At 38.7% G+C, this 16,901-nt stretch carries 14 protein-coding genes; 2 read left to right on the top strand and 12 right to left on the bottom strand.

The window, feature by feature from the left end:
- Position 1: 1 nt before the first annotated feature.
- The 5 genes from ubiE to udp form a co-directional block, all read right to left on the bottom strand.
- Positions 2–757: a bifunctional demethylmenaquinone methyltransferase/2-methoxy-6-polyprenyl-1,4-benzoquinol methylase UbiE gene (ubiE, locus tag BTA34_RS00670; RefSeq protein WP_151434096.1), complete on the bottom strand. Its 756-nt coding sequence runs from the start codon at positions 755–757 to the stop codon at positions 2–4.
- A gap of 83 nt (positions 758–840) precedes the next feature.
- Positions 841–2,181, bottom strand: a complete 1,341-nt coding sequence (gene rmuC / locus BTA34_RS00665) for a DNA recombination protein RmuC (RefSeq protein ID WP_151434095.1) — start codon at positions 2,179–2,181, stop codon at positions 841–843.
- 102 nt (positions 2,182–2,283) lie between these two features.
- Positions 2,284–2,814, bottom strand: a complete 531-nt coding sequence (locus BTA34_RS00660; RefSeq protein ID WP_151434094.1) for a DedA family protein — start codon at positions 2,812–2,814, stop codon at positions 2,284–2,286.
- Positions 2,815–2,883: 69 nt separating this feature from the next.
- Positions 2,884–3,666, bottom strand: a complete 783-nt coding sequence (locus BTA34_RS00655; protein ID WP_151434093.1) for a tyrosine-protein phosphatase — start codon at positions 3,664–3,666, stop codon at positions 2,884–2,886.
- A 152-nt stretch (positions 3,667–3,818) separates the two neighbouring features.
- Complete coding sequence (udp, locus tag BTA34_RS00650) at positions 3,819–4,577, bottom strand: uridine phosphorylase (protein ID WP_151434092.1); 759 nt, start codon at positions 4,575–4,577, stop codon at positions 3,819–3,821.
- Positions 4,578–5,265: 688 nt separating this feature from the next.
- Between udp and BTA34_RS00645 the strand changes: the two genes are divergently transcribed.
- Positions 5,266–5,658: a YidB family protein gene (locus BTA34_RS00645; RefSeq protein WP_151434091.1), complete on the top strand. Its 393-nt coding sequence runs from the start codon at positions 5,266–5,268 to the stop codon at positions 5,656–5,658.
- A gap of 70 nt (positions 5,659–5,728) precedes the next feature.
- Here the strand turns inward: BTA34_RS00645 and BTA34_RS00640 are convergent, their stop codons facing one another.
- Both BTA34_RS00640 and metE read right to left on the bottom strand, forming a co-directional pair.
- A complete protein-coding gene (locus BTA34_RS00640) occupies positions 5,729–6,556 on the bottom strand; it encodes a hypothetical protein (protein ID WP_151434090.1) in 828 nt (275 codons plus the stop codon).
- 178 nt (positions 6,557–6,734) lie between these two features.
- A complete protein-coding gene (metE, locus tag BTA34_RS00635) occupies positions 6,735–9,008 on the bottom strand; it encodes a 5-methyltetrahydropteroyltriglutamate--homocysteine S-methyltransferase (protein WP_151434089.1) in 2,274 nt (757 codons plus the stop codon).
- A 106-nt stretch (positions 9,009–9,114) separates the two neighbouring features.
- Between metE and metR the strand changes: the two genes are divergently transcribed.
- A complete protein-coding gene (gene metR / locus BTA34_RS00630) occupies positions 9,115–10,068 on the top strand; it encodes an HTH-type transcriptional regulator MetR (RefSeq protein ID WP_075672279.1) in 954 nt (317 codons plus the stop codon).
- On the opposite strand, the gene BTA34_RS00625 is transcribed toward metR, so the two are convergent.
- From BTA34_RS00625 to BTA34_RS00605, 5 genes are all read right to left on the bottom strand, one after another.
- Positions 9,983–10,855 carry a carboxylate/amino acid/amine transporter gene (locus BTA34_RS00625; protein WP_151434088.1) on the bottom strand — a complete coding sequence of 291 codons (873 nt, stop codon included), beginning with the start codon at positions 10,853–10,855 and terminating at the stop codon, positions 9,983–9,985. The genes metR and BTA34_RS00625 overlap by 86 nt on opposite strands.
- 2 nt (positions 10,856–10,857) lie before the next feature.
- A complete protein-coding gene (locus tag BTA34_RS00620; protein WP_151434087.1) occupies positions 10,858–12,507 on the bottom strand; it encodes a Na+/H+ antiporter in 1,650 nt (549 codons plus the stop codon).
- A 394-nt stretch (positions 12,508–12,901) separates the two neighbouring features.
- Positions 12,902–13,405 carry a GNAT family N-acetyltransferase gene (locus BTA34_RS00615; protein ID WP_151434086.1) on the bottom strand — a complete coding sequence of 168 codons (504 nt, stop codon included), beginning with the start codon at positions 13,403–13,405 and terminating at the stop codon, positions 12,902–12,904.
- A 127-nt stretch (positions 13,406–13,532) separates the two neighbouring features.
- Positions 13,533–14,879 carry an NCS2 family permease gene (locus BTA34_RS00610; RefSeq protein ID WP_151434085.1) on the bottom strand — a complete coding sequence of 449 codons (1,347 nt, stop codon included), beginning with the start codon at positions 14,877–14,879 and terminating at the stop codon, positions 13,533–13,535.
- Positions 14,880–15,625: 746 nt separating this feature from the next.
- The gene (locus tag BTA34_RS00605) at positions 15,626–16,813 is read right to left on the bottom strand and encodes an MFS transporter (RefSeq protein ID WP_151434084.1); all 1,188 of its coding nucleotides are present in this window, start codon (positions 16,811–16,813) and stop codon (positions 15,626–15,628) included.
- Positions 16,814–16,901 lie beyond the last annotated feature (88 nt).

The raw sequence follows: 16,901 nt of genomic DNA, 5'->3' as shown, positions 1-16,901 counted from the left end.
CTCAGAATTTAAATCCTTTGTGTAATGCAACTATACCTCCGGTCATATTGGTATAGGTAACTTGATCAAATCCCGCGTCTTCCATCATGCCTTTTAGTGTTTCTTGGTCTGGATGCATGCGAATTGACTCTGTTAAATAACGGTAGCTTTCAGCGTCATTCACAATCACTTGACCAATTTTCGGTAGAATATGGAAAGAATAAGCATCATAAATCTTGCTTAAAGGATCAAGAACGGGTTTAGAGAATTCCAGTACCAGCAGACGTCCACCTGGCTTTAATACACGGAACATCGAACGTAAAGCTTTTGCTTTATCGGTCACATTACGTAAGCCAAAGGAGATTGTAATGCAATCAAAATGGTTATCAGGGAAAGGTAACTCTTCAGCATTTGCTTGTACATAGTTAACATTACCCACAATACCGTGATCGCGTAGCTTTTCACGTCCCATTTTCAACATTGAGTCATTGATATCAGCTAAAACAACTTCCCCATTTTCGCCCACAAGACGAGAGAATTTAGCTGTTAAATCACCCGTGCCGCCTGCAAGGTCAAGAACACGTTGGTTACGTCTTACGCCACTTGCTTCAATGGTATAACGTTTCCAAATACGGTGAACACCGAACGACATCAAGTCATTCATTAAATCATACTTAGACGCGACAGAGTGAAAAACCCTTGCAACCATGGTTTGTTTATCATCTTTGTCAACGGTTTGGAAACCAAAATCTGTTGTTTCCTTAGTTTGTTGAGTCATATTATTTGCCCGCTAATTAATCAAAATTTAGTAAATTTAGTACTGGTCGTTTTCAGAAGTCTTTATCTCTTTATTTTATCAAATCAATCAGATGCTGATTTTTCAATGAGATCATTATCAATCGTTTTTTTTATCTCAACCCCTAAGGATTTAAAGCCTTCCGCTTGACTGATAAGATTTCCACGACCTTCAGAGAGTTTTTTCATTGCTAATAGATAGCCGGATTGCGCTTTTTGAATACTGTTTCCTAACCCTTGCATATCATCAACGAAAAGCCTTAATTTGTCATACATTTTAGCCGCTCTGTCTGCAATTTCTTGCGCATTTTGGCTTTGATATTCATAACGCCACAATGCGGCTATTGTACGCAAAGCAACAAGTAAAGTAGATGGTCCAACTAACATAATATTGTTTTTCAATGCTTCATCTAGCAAGTCTGGAGAATGACCAATTGCAACAAGATAAGCAGGCTCAATAGGTATAAACATTAAAACATAATCTAAAGACGTTATACCCGGTAGTTTATGATAATCTTTTACACTCAATCCTTTAATATGCGCTTTAATTGAGTTCACATGCGCATAAAGCGCTTGTTTACGTTCATTATCACTATCACTACTAAAATACTTCTCATATGCCACCAGCGACATTTTAGCGTCGATAATAACATCTCTACCATGAGGTAGATGCACAATCACATCCGGTTGATAGCGACTACCATTTTCATGTCGAATGCTTACTTGAGTTTCAAACTCATGGCCTTCACGTAATCCAGAAGTCTCTAATATACGTGCTAATACCGTTTCGCCCCAGTTACCTTGAACTTTATTATCCCCTTTTAGGGCATTAGTTAAATTAACGGCTTCTTGTGCCATTTTCACATTCAATTGTTGCAGCTGGCGAATTTCATGAACCAAAGTATGTCGCTCTCTGGCTTCTTGCCCAAAACCATCTTGCACTTGTCGCCGAAAGCTTTCGAGCTGTTCACGAAATGGTGACAGCAAATGGGTTAATCCTTGACGATTTAACTCTTCGGCTTTACGCCCACTCTGTTCAAAAATACGGTTAGCTAAGTTCTCAAACTGTGTTGCAAGCCGTTGCTCACTATTAATTAATAATCGCTGTTTTTCTTCTGCGGATATGCGGCTTTCTTCCCAACGAGTTGTCACTTCTCTTAATTCTGCTTCTTGGGAAGTAATAATTTCTCGTTGAGCACGTAATTCTTGCTCTAGCTGTTCTATATGTTGTTGTAAAGAGGGGATAATCACCGCTTTTTCTTGGGCGATAGCAAGCTGTGTATGATTTTCACGTAGCATGGCTTCTTTATCGGATAAACGTTGTTGGATAGACCACCAAACCAGCGCACCGCCAACAAGCACTCCACCTAATAAACCAATGATCCCGTATAACAACTGAATATCCACTAAAGTGACCTTTTTACTTTCCAGCGGGCTACGTTAAAACGCATAAGTAATATTGTCTAGCAACAATTTACATCATGACTTTATTTGCGATAAAGGACGCAGTTATCCCACCCATTTCGCAAGCCATTGCAAACCAAAAGCACCGGGTGCCAAAATACCGAATGCCCAAATCATAGCTGATGTTAAATTAGCAATTTGAAAATAACGTTGTGGCATTGCACAAATACCCGCAACTAATGGGACAATTGCACGAAAAGGTCCAAAAAATCGTCCAATAAACACCCCCCAAATTCCCCAACGATTAAAGAATTGATGACCTCTAACTAATGTTTGTGGTGAACGTGAAATGGGCCACATGTTTCTCACGCCCTCTTTATAGTGAAATCCTACCCAGTAGGATACCCAATCACCAAAGAAAGCACCTAATGCAGCAGCAAGCCAAATCGGCCAGAAAAACAAACCACTCTCACCAATTAAGGCGCCTAATCCTAATAAAATCACTGTGGCAGGAATAAGCAAAGAGATAAATGCGAGTGACTCACCAAAAGCAAGAAAAAACACGATCGGAATAGCCCAGATTTCATGCTCTTTCACAAAGAGAGTGATGGTATGAATAATGTCTTGTACTGTCAAAATAGAGACCTTAAATTCGGTTAACCTAAGTGAAATAATAAATTGATTAACCGAATATAAATCACTTTATTATTCGAGAAAATAATTTTGTAAGGTATCTCGGCTAGAAGCATCTAAACCGATATCTTTCTCTAGCCAAGTATCCACATTACCGTAATGCTGATTAATACTCGCCAATGCAGTTTGCAGAAACTCTTCTTGTACTGAATAAACATAGGCAAATTTATCAACAATATTATCACTCATTGTTTTGGCATGTTCTTCTAAAAGATAAGCGCGATAAGGCGCTAATGTTTCATTGGTAAGTAGGTAATCTTCCATTACTACATCTAAAGATGCACCCAACGCAAATAATACTAAAGCAGAGCCAACACCTGTTCTGTCTTTACCCACAGCACAATGTTGTACAACGCCCCCTTTCTCAGGTTGCTTTAATAATGTTGCCAGTTGTTTATATGCAGGATTATTAATAGGAAGTAATTTATATAACTGAAACATAAAGGCTTTGGCATCAAATTGCTCAAGTATTTCAGGAGTCAGCTTTTCAAGGTTTGCAGAGACTTCTTTGGATAGCGGGTTTGCAGGGGCATGGTAATATTGCGCACCTTCCCAGACACGGTCTGGTTTATCAACAATTTCACCACTATCGCGATAATCAATGATTTGAAAAAGATTTTTATCAATAAGAAGGGATTGATCCGTATCCGTCAGCCTATCCAGTGCTCCAGCACGAAATAACATACCTGGCTTGATAATACCACCGTTGCTTAATTTTTTACCTCCTAGATCACGGAAGTTAATTCCACCGGTTAAAGGCAACACTGAAGGGTGTGTCTGCAAAATATCAGTCATATTTATTTTCTCATTGTTTTATTGTAAATAATTCTCAATTACATTATCAAAAATATAGTTCTATTGACATAGTATATTAAGCGAATGAATTATTGCATAAAAAAAGCCCTTAACACTTGCGTATTAAGGGCTTCTATCAGCGATTCGAAAGATTATTTCATTAAATTACGAGCCGCTTCAATCACGATACCGAGTGCATTGTTCTCAGTTTTCTTCAGTAATTCCGCATCTGGAATTTCTTGTTGAGTACGGTTTACGATAACACCCGCAACCATACCTGCACGTAAACCTTGGCTTGCACACATTGTCAATAATGTTGCAGATTCCATTTCATAGTTCATTACGCCCATTTCTTGCCACTCTTTCATAGAGCCTTTGAAACGGCGAATAACACGACCTGTATAGGTGTCGTAACGTTCTTGTCCTGGATAGAATGTATCTGAAGATGCAGTAACACCGACGTGTACAGTGGAGCCATTGTCTTTAGCGGCTTTGTACAGTGCGTTCATACATTCAAAATCAGAAACAGCTGGGAATTCCATAGGGGCGAAATGTAAGCTTGCGCCATCTAAACGAACCGCAGCCGTAGTCACAAGAATATCACCTACATTGATATGTTCTTGAATTGCACCAGTTGTACCAATACGCAAGAAAGTACGAATACCTAACTGTGCTAATTCTTCAACTGCGATAGAGGTAGATGGACCACCGATACCTGTTGAACAAACAATGACAGCTTTACCATCAATTTCGCCACGCCATGACGTGTATTCACGTAAAGAAGCCAGATGAACTGGGTTATCCATTAATTTTGCAATTTTTTCAACACGCTTAGGATCACCTGGAACAATTGCTAAAGTGGCACCCTGTAGGTCATTTTTGGTTAAACCTAAGTGAAATACATCAGACATATCGGACTCCTCAATGGGACAAAACCAATGATCATTAAATTAAAAGTTACTGTATCAGTTTTCCAGACCTTTTTAGTGACCAACATCACTTACAAGGCAACAAACAAAGTAACAATTTCATAAAATTGTGATTATCATCACAAAAAGCGGCATATAAAAGACATGATCCGCAAGCACAATATCAATATTCGCCAGCATCAATCATTAACTAAAGTAAACATTTCTCTCATCAGTATAGATGCGATAAATACATTATTGAACATATACTCTAAATAATTCGAGGTGTAGCTAGGCGACAAGTGAATGAGCCGCTAGGAGCATACATCAGTATGTGACTAGTGCGAATGAACGAAGTCAACAACGCTACAGCTTGAAGTATGACGAGTAGCTAGGCGACAAGTGAATGAGTCGCTAGGAGCATACATAAGTATGTGACTAGTGCGAATGAACGCAGTCAACAACGCTGTGGCTTGAAGTATGACGAGTATGGCGAATGAGCGCAGTCAACAACGCTGTGGCTTGAAGTATGACGAGTATGGCGAATGAGCGCAGTCAACAACGCTGTGGCTTGAAGTATGACGAGTAGCTTCAAGTATGACGAGTAGCTTGAAGTACAACGAACATAACGAGTAAACTACCCGCCCTTAAAAACATCGAATGTGACAAACAGATCGTCATTGGAGTGAACATGAGCTTATTTAACCAAATTGCGAGCCTACTAGGTGGCGAAAAAATCAATCAATATAAAACTGTCCTTGACTGGATTGGATCTCAAGGCGGCATTGAAGGCTTAGTAAAGCAATTTGATACAGCAGGTTTAAGTGAGCTTATACAATCTTGGATAAGTACAAAGACAAATTTACCTATCAGTGCTGAACAAATCGTAGCGGTTTTTTCATCACCGGTGATTAATGAACTTGCGTCAAAAATTAATTTAAGTGCAACAGAAGCTTCTGAAATGGCGGCACAATATTTACCTAAATTAATTGATAAAGTCACCCCAGATGGCGTTGTACCTAAAGACTTAGACTTAGTCAGTGCGGGTATGGATATTTTAAAAGCGAAAATTTTTGGCGGCTAAATAAACAGACTGCGTTTTCCCTTATATCCCATAAGAGAAAACGCATCATATTCTTAATAATCAAAATTGATTACAGCAAACCTTCTTCAATCAACGCTTCATGAAAACGTTGTTTCTCTTCAGGCGTTGCCTGAATACGTTCTAAAGGTACATCCAAAGCATAAGGGATATTTTGTTGTGGTGAATAAACGGCTAATACGTAGGTATTTCCATTTTGCTCAATCACAATAGGTGGTGTTTTCTTATTTCCTGAATAAGCAATACGGATATCTTTACCCTCTAAATTAAGATGATAAGTCGCAATAAATTGCTTATTACTCACTACCATTTTTGCAGGAATAGCGATTAACTTTAAAGGCTGAGTTCCCACTGATAATAATGCTTTTCTCACTTTACTCGTTAATATTTGACGATAAATAAAAAAGACCACACTAAAACCAAATAAGCCGATAAAAATAATCGTACTCATTAAGCGAAGCCAAATATTATCTATCGCCACATCAACGGTCATCTTACTGAGATCATTAGCATCAGCGACGGGTTCAACTAATACATCTTTAGGACCTAAATCTAAAAAAGTAAAATTACGCGAAACTTCATTGCCTTTATAACGTAAATCAACACTACAGTTAGTCAGAACAAAAAGTTGAGAACGACAAGAGCCATTTACCGTAGCATCAACAGGTACTGCATTCTCACTGATTTTATAATCATAAAGAATATTGGGAATTTGATAAGCACTAAATACCGTCATTGCTAACATGAAAATAACTAAGAATAAGGTGCGAAATAATCCACCGTCTCCTCTTAGTGGAACTAATTTCAAAGGTCGAGTTGGAAAAGCATCTAATACTTTATCCGAAAGTTTAATGCTAGTTTGCACAATAATTATATCCATAAAATTAGAGAGTTTTGCAGTATAGCAACTCTAATGAATATCAATAATAAGATTTACTCTGGGTTTTAATGAATACCTTTTTTAAGTTTTATATAAAGTTAGCCTGCTATTTTGACTATGCGACTTATCTAAAGTGACAGTTCAAAAATAACAGGCTAATAAACAATTAATTCTTTTATTACGCGTTTTGGCGTAAATATTTAGCAGCCTCAACCATATTCGCTAATGCTGCGCGTGTTTCAGGCCAGCCTCGTGTTTTTAATCCACAATCTGGATTCACCCATAAACGCTCTGCGGGAATTCGAGATTGTGCTTTTCTTAATAAACCGACGATCCATTCCACATTTGGCACATTAGGTGAGTGAATGTCATAAACACCTGGTCCAATTTCATTTGGATAATCAAAGTGCTCAAAAGCTTCTAGCAATTCCATATCTGAACGTGATGTTTCGATTGTAATCACATCAGCATCCAGCGCTGCGATTGAATCCATGATGTCATTAAATTCGCAATAACACATATGGGTATGGATTTGTGTCTCATCATCAGCAATGGCGGCACTTAATTTAAAGGCATCGACTGCCCAATCAAGGTAAGCCTGCCACTCATTACGACGCAGTGGTAAACCTTCACGTAACGCAGGCTCATCGATTTGAATAATCCCAATACCTGCTTTTTGTAAATCATCCACTTCATCACGCAGTGCTAACGCTATCTGTTTTGCAATCGTTTCACGTGTTACATCTTCACGAGGGAAAGACCAACATAAAATTGTCACAGGACCTGTTAACATGCCTTTGACTGGTTTTTCGGTTAATGACTGCGCGTAAGTTGCCCAATCCACAGTAATCGGAGCTGGACGACTAATATCGCCGATAATCACAGGTGGTTTTACACAACGGGAGCCATAGCTTTGTACCCAGCCATTTTGCGTAAACACATAACCATCAAAATGTTCACCAAAATACTCCACCATATCATTACGTTCAGCCTCACCATGAACTAACACATCAAGACCAAGATTTTCTTGTTCAGATATCGCTTGCTTAATATGTTCGCTGATATTTGTACGATAAGCTGCCGTATCAATACGCCCTTTCTTAAAATCTAAACGGACAGTACGAATTTCTGTTGTTTGTGGGAATGAGCCAATCGTGGTGGTTGGCCATAATGGCAAATTAAACCGAGTACGTTGTACTTCTGCACGTTGAGTATAAGGTGAATTTCTTTCACTATCTTGTGCTTCAATTGCCTGTAAACGAGCTTCAACTGTTGCATTATGTACGCGAGTCGAGTGTTGACGTTGACGAATTGGCGCACTGTATTGTGCCAGTTGTTCATCATACTCACCTTCTGGTGCATTCAATGCCTTAGCTAACAAAGCGACTTCTTCACATTTCTGAACAGCAAAAGCAAACCAGCTTTTGACTTCATCATCAAGTTTCGTCTCTGCATTTAAATCAATTGGGCTATGCAGTAATGAACATGAAGTACCAATCCACAATGGACGTTTCCCTTTTAATACAATCACTTGCTGATAACGTGTACTTAAATCTGCTTTCCACACATTTCGACCATTAATCACACCTAATGACAGTACCCAATCTTTAGGTAATGCTTGGTGTAAGTGCTGCAAATCATCTTGCCCTGCTGAAATATCAACATGAAGCCCCTCAACAGGTAAGTTTTTAATAATATCAAGATGATGAGAAATACCATCAAAATAGGTTGTCAGCAGTAATTTAGCTTGTCCTGTTAATGCTTGATAAGCTGTTTGGTACGCATTTTGCCATTCAATAGGTAAATCCAGTACTAATGCAGGCTCATCAATTTGTATCCACTCAATACCTTTCTCTTTTAATGCGGAAATAACTTGTTGATAAATAGGTAAAATATCTTTTAGAAGCGTTAATCTATCAAATTCAGGGCCTTTTACTTTACCTAGCCACAAGTAAGTCACTGGACCCAGTAAAACAGGTTTTATTTTATGACCTAACGCTAATGCTTCATCGACTTCTTCTAATAGCGCTTTCCATGCAAAGCTAAATGACTGACCTTGCTGAAATTCAGGCACGATATAGTGATAGTTAGTATTAAACCATTTCGTCATTTCAGATGCAGCCGCAGGCTTACCTGTTGGCGCTCTACCACGAGCGACTCTGAATAGAGTATCAAGATCAAGTGAGCCATCTTCATTACGGTGACGAGGCGGCACATTACCTAACAGTAGGCTTGTACCTAACACTTGGTCATACCAAGCAAAATCACCGACAGGTAATAATTCAACACCTGCATCTGCTTGTTGTTGCCAATGGCGAGCGCGAAGCTCTTTACCCACCGCAACCAATTCTTCTTGTGAAATCTTGCCTGCCCAATAATTTTCTTGCGCCTTTTTTAGCTCTCTATCTAAGCCAATACGAGGGAAGCCAAGTGTGTGATTGCGAATTGTCATAATTAAAATCCTATTTTTAGCCGTCTAGATGTTTACACATCCATAATCTACAGGTAGTGTATAAATCACAAGCGCAAATTTTTCATCAACAACTTGAAGGTTTCTCATGATAGAAATAAAACATTTAAAAACGATCTTAGCCTTGAAGCACACAGGCTCTCTTGCTAACGCAGCAAATCAATTGCATCAAACGCAATCGGCTCTTTCACATCAATTTAGTGAATTAGAACATCGCCTTGGTTATCGAATTTTTGTGCGTAAAAGCCAGCCACTGCGCTTTACTTCACAAGGAGAAGTGCTCGTTAAATTAGCAGAAGAAGTATTGCCTATTGTTCGTAGAGCCATTGAAGCATGTAATGAGCCGGGTAGTGTGAATTTGAATATAGCCATTGAATGCCATAGCTGTATTCAATGGTTAACCCCTGCATTACAGCAATATCGTCAAACATGGCCTGAAGTGACTGTTGATTTTCATTCGGGTGTGACTTTTGATCCACAGCCAGCATTATTACAACGTGAATTAGATGTCGTGTTAACATCCGATATCTTGGATGATCCTCGTTTACACTACACTCCGTTATTTGACTATGAGGTGAAATTAGTTTTATCGCCAGATCACCCTCTTGCTAATCGCTTACATATTCAGCCACAAGATTTAATTGCAGAAACCTTATTTATTTATCCCGTACAAAGAGAGCGCTTTGATGTATGGCGTCATTTCTTACAACCTGCGGGGATCACACCACATTTTAAACATGTCGATAATACGTTGTTATTAATTCAAATGGTTGCAGCCGGCATGGGAATTGCGGCATTACCTCATTGGGCTGTTGAGAATTTTGAAAAACAAGGCTTAGTTGTTACAAAAACATTAGGTGAGGGATTATGGAGCCGGTTATATGCCGCTAACCGTAGTGGAGAGCAACATCAACCGGCAATTCGAGAGTTTATTCGTTTATCAGGTCAGCACGCGGTTAACAATCTTCCTTTTGTAAAGCAGGTCGGCGTATCCAGCGTCGATGGATCCAAAGTGATGCAACAATCAGGCTCGCGCCTATGATGAAACTTGGCCAATTTGGATGTTGCTGCCAAATAGAAAAATTCACTAACAATCCTGCTGGAACCATCATGTTATTCATAATAGCTAAGGTTCCAGCATCAACTTGTGTGGCACCGTAGTTCCACATAAAATACCCGATCCCAGAAGCGCCAATTCCTAACCAGAGTAAAACACCCCATTGTAGTGATGTTGTTGGCATTTTCTGCCAATCAGCAAAACACAGAGCGCCAATCAATGAAACGACAACGGCACCAAGGTAAAACCAAGAAAATGCATGATGTTGTGGAATAGGATGCACTTCCATTAATCGTTTATAACCCACCTGACCAATTGCAAAGAAAATATTAGCCAGTTGTACTAATAACAGACCATACCAAAAATCATCACTTAAATGGTCATAGCGAATAATCGCAGCCCCTAACACCGCTAATAATGAGCTAAATGCATAACCCCAACGTAATTTCTGACGTTCTAATAAATCATAAATTAACGTGACATAAAGCGGTGTTAATACCGTAAATAGTAAGAATTCTGCAACAGTCAAATAGTTATAAGCATGGAAGACGAACAGATACATAATACCGAGTTGGCAAGCACCCACCAGCATATAAAGCAGGATCACCTTAAAGCGGATCCCCTTCCAACGTAAGAAAGGTAAGAAGACTAAAGCCGCTAAAGAAACGCGGATCAAAACAGAGAGCCAGCTATCAACCTGACCCGCGAGATACTCGCCGATCAGGCTAAAAGAAGCCGCCCATAACAATGTTGTAATAACAAGCAACCACATAATTAGCTATCTTTCTCTACTAATAACGCTTCCATTAAATCCAACTCATGTAGCAATAGTTGGAGTGTTTCATTACTGATTTTTCGCGTTGCTCTTAAATGATAAAGCTCCCCACGTTCAGCACGCAATGCTGTTAAACGAAAACGTCTTTCGAGATCTTCTTCTAACGCGTTATGGATCATTTCATCTTGATCTGCAGTACGGCGTCTTAAATAACCCGTTACACGAGAAGCAACTTCATTAATTTCTTCTGCATCCAACTGCTCATCGGTACTTGCGGCTAAGCGCTCTTCCATTTTATTCAGGCTGACCATTGCCACTTCTGCCATCACTTTACGCGCATAGCGAACTTCGTTTTTATCTGCTTCTTTGTCTGTTGCCTTCACACCTTTTAATAGGAAAGGAAGTGAAATAATACCCACTAAAATTGACAGTAAAATGACCCCCGCAGCAATAAAGATAATTTGATAACGCCCAGGGAAAGTACTGCCATCGGTTAAAAAGAGTGGGATAGAAAGCGCACCGGCAAGCGTAATCGCACCACGAACACCCGCAAATGACGATAACCACAACTCACGCGTTGTGTAATTAGCGAAATCAAGAGGATGTTTTTTCATAAATATCAGGCTGATTTTTTTCATTAGCCATAACCATGTAAATCGCAGGATCAGTAGTGCAAAGTAGATAACGAAAACGGCTGCAAACAACATCCAGACTTCAACTTCTGGGTCAAGATCGGCTTGAATAACAGAGCTTGTCCAGATAATAGGAAGCTGTAAACCAAGCATGATAAAGACAAGACCGTTAAAGACAAATTCAAGCATTGACCACACGCTATCAGCACGTAAACGCATCGCAAGAGGTGCATTTCTGATAACGCCTGATTTACTGATAGTCATACCGGCAGCAACAGCCGCTAAAATACCTGAAAAACCAATATGTTCTGCAATAAGATAAGAGGCAAAAGGTAGCAATAACATAAAGACGATTTGTGTAGCCGGATCGTCTCCGCTCCAACGACTCATTAATCGTAAAGATTTACTGTAAACTAAGGTGACACCGATACCAGCCAGTAATCCCCCAACAGCGACTTTAAAGAATTCAAGGGTTGCACCACCAACAGTAAACACCATTGTGCCCATTGCCACTGCAACCGCAAATTTCAAGGCAACCAGACCTGAAGCATCATTCATTAATGCTTCACCTTCTAAGATGCCCATTATTCGCTTAGGTATTCGCCCTTTACCGACAATGGAAGAGAGTGCAACCGCATCCGTTGGCGAAAGTACTGCCGCCAATGCAAATGCTGAAATAAGAGGGATACTTGGCATCATCCAATAAATCAGATAACCGATACCAACAACTGTCACCATGACTAAAACAAGCACAAGAATAAAAATCTCACGCCCATTTTGGATAAATTCTCGTGTCGGTGTTTTCCAACCATCAACAAAAAGTAAAGGTGGGATCAATAGAACGAGGAATAATTCAGGATCAAAAGTGACATGTAAACCAAACTGAGGCCATGCCAATAAAGCCCCTATCACAATCTGTATTAATGGTAACGGAACACGAAAGGGAATTAATTTTGTGATAACTCCCGAAACTGAAACCACCAGTATTAAAATCAAAATAGTAAAGAAAATTTCCATGTTACCCTTACATGCCTATTTTTATCCTGAAAACCTGTCATCTTTCCCTTATAAAAGGAAAACCTACCAAACAATAAAGAAACAAATTATGTAAAATTCGCGCATCATACCTCTTTCTTTATCTATGCTTATTCTAAACAGATCACACACAGACTCTGTGAGAATATTTATAAATTAAGATTAATCGTATCTAACACCGCACATTGCACACAATTTATTACTCTCTATTTATTAACGGCATTAATTATAGAAAGCATACGTTTTTATTTCTCTTTTTCGGTCTAAGCAATGTAATAGAGCGTATAAAAACGTAAAACGTTAAGTAATTAAATAAAAAATAATAGATAAATAACAATAGCGATTAAATTTGAGAGCTAACGCGTAATGCTAATGATTATTCAATTGTTCTTAACATCGACATCATGACAACATCACAATATTTGCCCTCTCTAAAAGCTGCTTTACGGCGTACACCTTCAACTTCAAAACCTAATGTCTTATACAGATGCAAGCCTCTTTCATTGTCTGAATACACTTCTAATTCTAATCGTGTGGCTGCTAACCAATTGAAAGCATAATCAATTGCTGTATTAATAAGTAATTTACCGACACCTTTTCCGGAGTATTCAGCGCCCACACCGATACCAAAACTCACAATGTGGCGACGACGAGGATGATTATCGATTATCAGTGCTAAATGCCCAGCAACTTGACCATCAATGGTTGCAACAAAATTAGGGATATTTTGTTCTGAAAATTCAAGTAATCTTTTTTTCCACATCGTGACTGAAGGATAAGGAAATTGGCAAGTGCAAATATATAAATCAGGATGTGTATATAACTGTTGAATTGCTGATGCGTCGTCAGGTTCGCCATGGCGTATTTTTATTTCTTGCATATCTTCTACCAACTATTTAATCACTAGATTTAATTTCGACAATAGCGAATAAAAGTAGAGAAATAAATAGCAAAAAAGCGGAATACAAATATATTCCGCCTTTTGTCTTTAAAACCGATTATTTAAATTAAATTGCCCACTCACCCGCATAAAATGCCACTAGAGCAATAGTAATTAACACTGTGCCAATATTGAGTTTGCGCCATTCCCCTGCAAATACACGACCAATAACCAAACAGCCGAAACCTAACATAATGCCGGTGACGATATTACAGGTTAAAACAATAAATACAGCACACACCATGCCTGACATTGCATCAACAAAATCACTGAAATCTAACTTAGTAACGTTACCTAACATCAATAAACCCACATACATTAACGCAGGTGCCGTTGCATAAGCGGGAACTAAATAAGAGAGAGGCGATAAGAAAAGGATCAGTAAAAATAGAATACCGACTACTGTTGCAGTTAACCCTGTTTTACCACCAGCAGCCGTTCCTGCGGCTGATTCAACATAAACTGCGGCGGGTGCTGCACCAATCACCCCAGCAAAAATACTACTGACAGAGTCAGAAGTCAGCGCTTTTCCACCATTAATAATTTGCCCGCGTTTATCTAATAAGTTTGCTTGACCCGCAACCGCACGAATAGTCCCTGTGGCATCAAAAATGGCAGTCATTACTAACGCAAGCACACTTGGTAATACTAAAGGCTGTAAGGCACCTTTAATATCCATTGCAAACAATAAAGAAAGCCCCTCTTCACCTAATTGAGGCATTTTAAAGATGCCTTGATATTTCACATTAGGATCAAAAATAAGACCAATAATCGAAATCGCCACAATCACTAATAGCACGCCACCGGGTACTTTACGTTTTTCTAATCCGAAAATAGCGGCCAATCCTGCAAGTGACATCAGAACAGAAAATGAGGTAAATTTACCCATTGCGACAGGTAAACCATCAAATGGGTTTTTAACCACTAATCCAACACTGTTTGCTGCGATTAAAAGCAGAAAAAGCCCAATCCCTATTCCTGCACCATGTGCGATACCAATTGGAATATTTTTTAAGATCCAAGTGCGAATGCCCGTTAATGAGAAAACGGTGAATAAACACCCCATTAAAAATACGGCACCTAATGCAACGGGCACAGAGATGTTTTGTCCCAACACCAAGCTAAAAGCGGTAAATGCTGTTAATGAAATAGCACAACCAATTGCCATAGGAAGATTTGCCCACAATCCCATTAGAAGAGAGCCTAATCCCGCGACTAAACAGGTTGCAATAAAAACCGCTGTATGTGGAAAACCGGCTTGCCCTAACATGCTAGGAACAACAATAACGGAATACACCATAGCCAGAAATGTCGTCAAACCCGCGATCATTTCTTTGCGAACAGTTGTGCCGCGTGCTGTAAGTTGAAAATAGCTATCCAGTTTACCTGTGCTTGCTGATTGATTAGCAGACATTACATTCCTCTGACATAAAAACGGTTCACTCTCCAAAAAACGAAAACGATTACGTACCAATTAAAATAACCTCTTATCGAAAAAAAATCTTAAGAGGGAGTCAAAAGCAAACGTTTGGTTTTTCGTGTGGATTGAGTGAGAGAATTTGACGCAAACGATTATCTGGTGCTTTTAGGGTAAGAATCAAGCGAAAAAATACATTTTTAATAAAAATGTCATAAAAAGATAATTTAAAGTTAGAAAAAAAGAAAAAGAGGAAAGCAGTTACCTACTTTCCTCATCATTCTACTTTTGTACAATCATCCAATATCATGTTTATCTCACAGTAGAAAAATAACTTAATGGATTGTTTTTATTGAATTTATATTAAACGACATGATAACTAGGTATATTTATCTATTATTAGTAACTTTAATAAGTTACTTAAATAAATAATACCTCCCGTTCCCAATGTGTGGCGATTAACGATTTGCAGTATTCATTATTTTTTACCTGAAGATAACGTCATCTTCTACTTCTAACGTTAGATGAATAGGTGCAGTTTTAGCAAATAATTTTCCGTTTTTCATAAGCACTTCTAGATTATTCTTAATAAGCTTTAAAATAAGTACAATTACGAAAGATAATTACAATCATTTAAAAAAAACAATAAGATAAATTTTTAGTATTTAGAAATCGAGAGAAGGAAGGCTTCCTCTATCGCATTCCTTTCAGCCTAAATGGAATACGATAGAGAAAACATAATATTAAGATGAGCTACTATTGAGTGCTTCAACACCTAAGTTCCAACGATCCATCGTTGATACTAAGAATAAACCTGTCATAACAACCAACAAGAATGGCAGTGAAGATGAAGAAATTTCTGACATCGCGCCAGCCAGCAAAGGTCCTGATAAATTACCTATTCCCCATAACATCGCAGCCGACGCATTAGCAACCATGAGATCATTGCCTGAGAAATATTGCCCTATTTGTACCAACGCAATGGTGTATATCGCACCCGCTGTTGCACCCAATACCAGCAATAAAGGCCAAATCAAAAATGTATGAGACATCGTGATAGGTAATAATAAGCTTGCTAGTAAAGTCACTACACCACAAATTCGATATAACCGTGTTCTATTCATATGATCCGCAAGCCAGCCAAATGGCATTTGCATAATGGCATCACCCGCTAAAATAGCGCTTATCATCATGGCGGCAATAGCTTCCGTGTGTCCCATACTTAGTCCATAAATAGGAAACATAGAAAGTACGGTTCCATCAAAAAAAGCAAAGAAAATAATGCCACCGCAAATTGCTGGCGCGACTTTAACAAAGCGGATAATAGAAAAATTAGGCTCTTGCGTATCTTTTGGTAATTTATCGCCTGTTTTCTGATCCATCATTAAAAACAGGACAATAGAGATAATATGAATAAAGACACTAATTAAAATAGGTGTCTTATCTGCGACGCCATAAAGCGCAATAATTGAGGGTCCTAATAACTGGCTAATAGTAAATACCGTCGTATATACCGCTAAAATTCGCCCTCGTTTATTATCAGGCGAAAGCTCATTAATCCACGTCTCACCTAAACAAATCATCACACCACTAGCAATCCCAGTGATAAGTCGTAAAGGAAATAACAACTCTAAAGGTAAGCTCCCCATTAATGGTAATAGGCTTATCGCAGAAACAATGGTTGCTAATAGCATGGCAAAGCGTTTGCCAATCCATTGCACAATACGCCGAGCAAAAGGCGAAATAATTAACATCCCAATAGCGGGTGCAGCGGAAATAAGCCCAATGATAGATTCACTAATACCCACTAAATTAAGGCGCAGTGCCACCATAGGAATAGTTAATCCGATAACAATCCCGATAACGCCAATACTTACCGTGATAGTTGTTATCGCAAAAACTTCAGATTGGCGATAATTTTGATGTGACATATTATTTTGTTTCTGTGAATAACAGAAACCTCTGTAATAAAAGGAAGGTGGTTAAATAAAATATTGTTTTATTATAGGGGATAAGAAA

This window comes from Proteus sp. CD3 (genome assembly GCF_008808075.1).
In the GTDB taxonomy this organism is placed as follows: domain Bacteria; phylum Pseudomonadota; class Gammaproteobacteria; order Enterobacterales; family Enterobacteriaceae; genus Proteus; species Proteus appendicitidis.
This window is presented reverse-complemented; position numbering and strand designations above follow the sequence as displayed.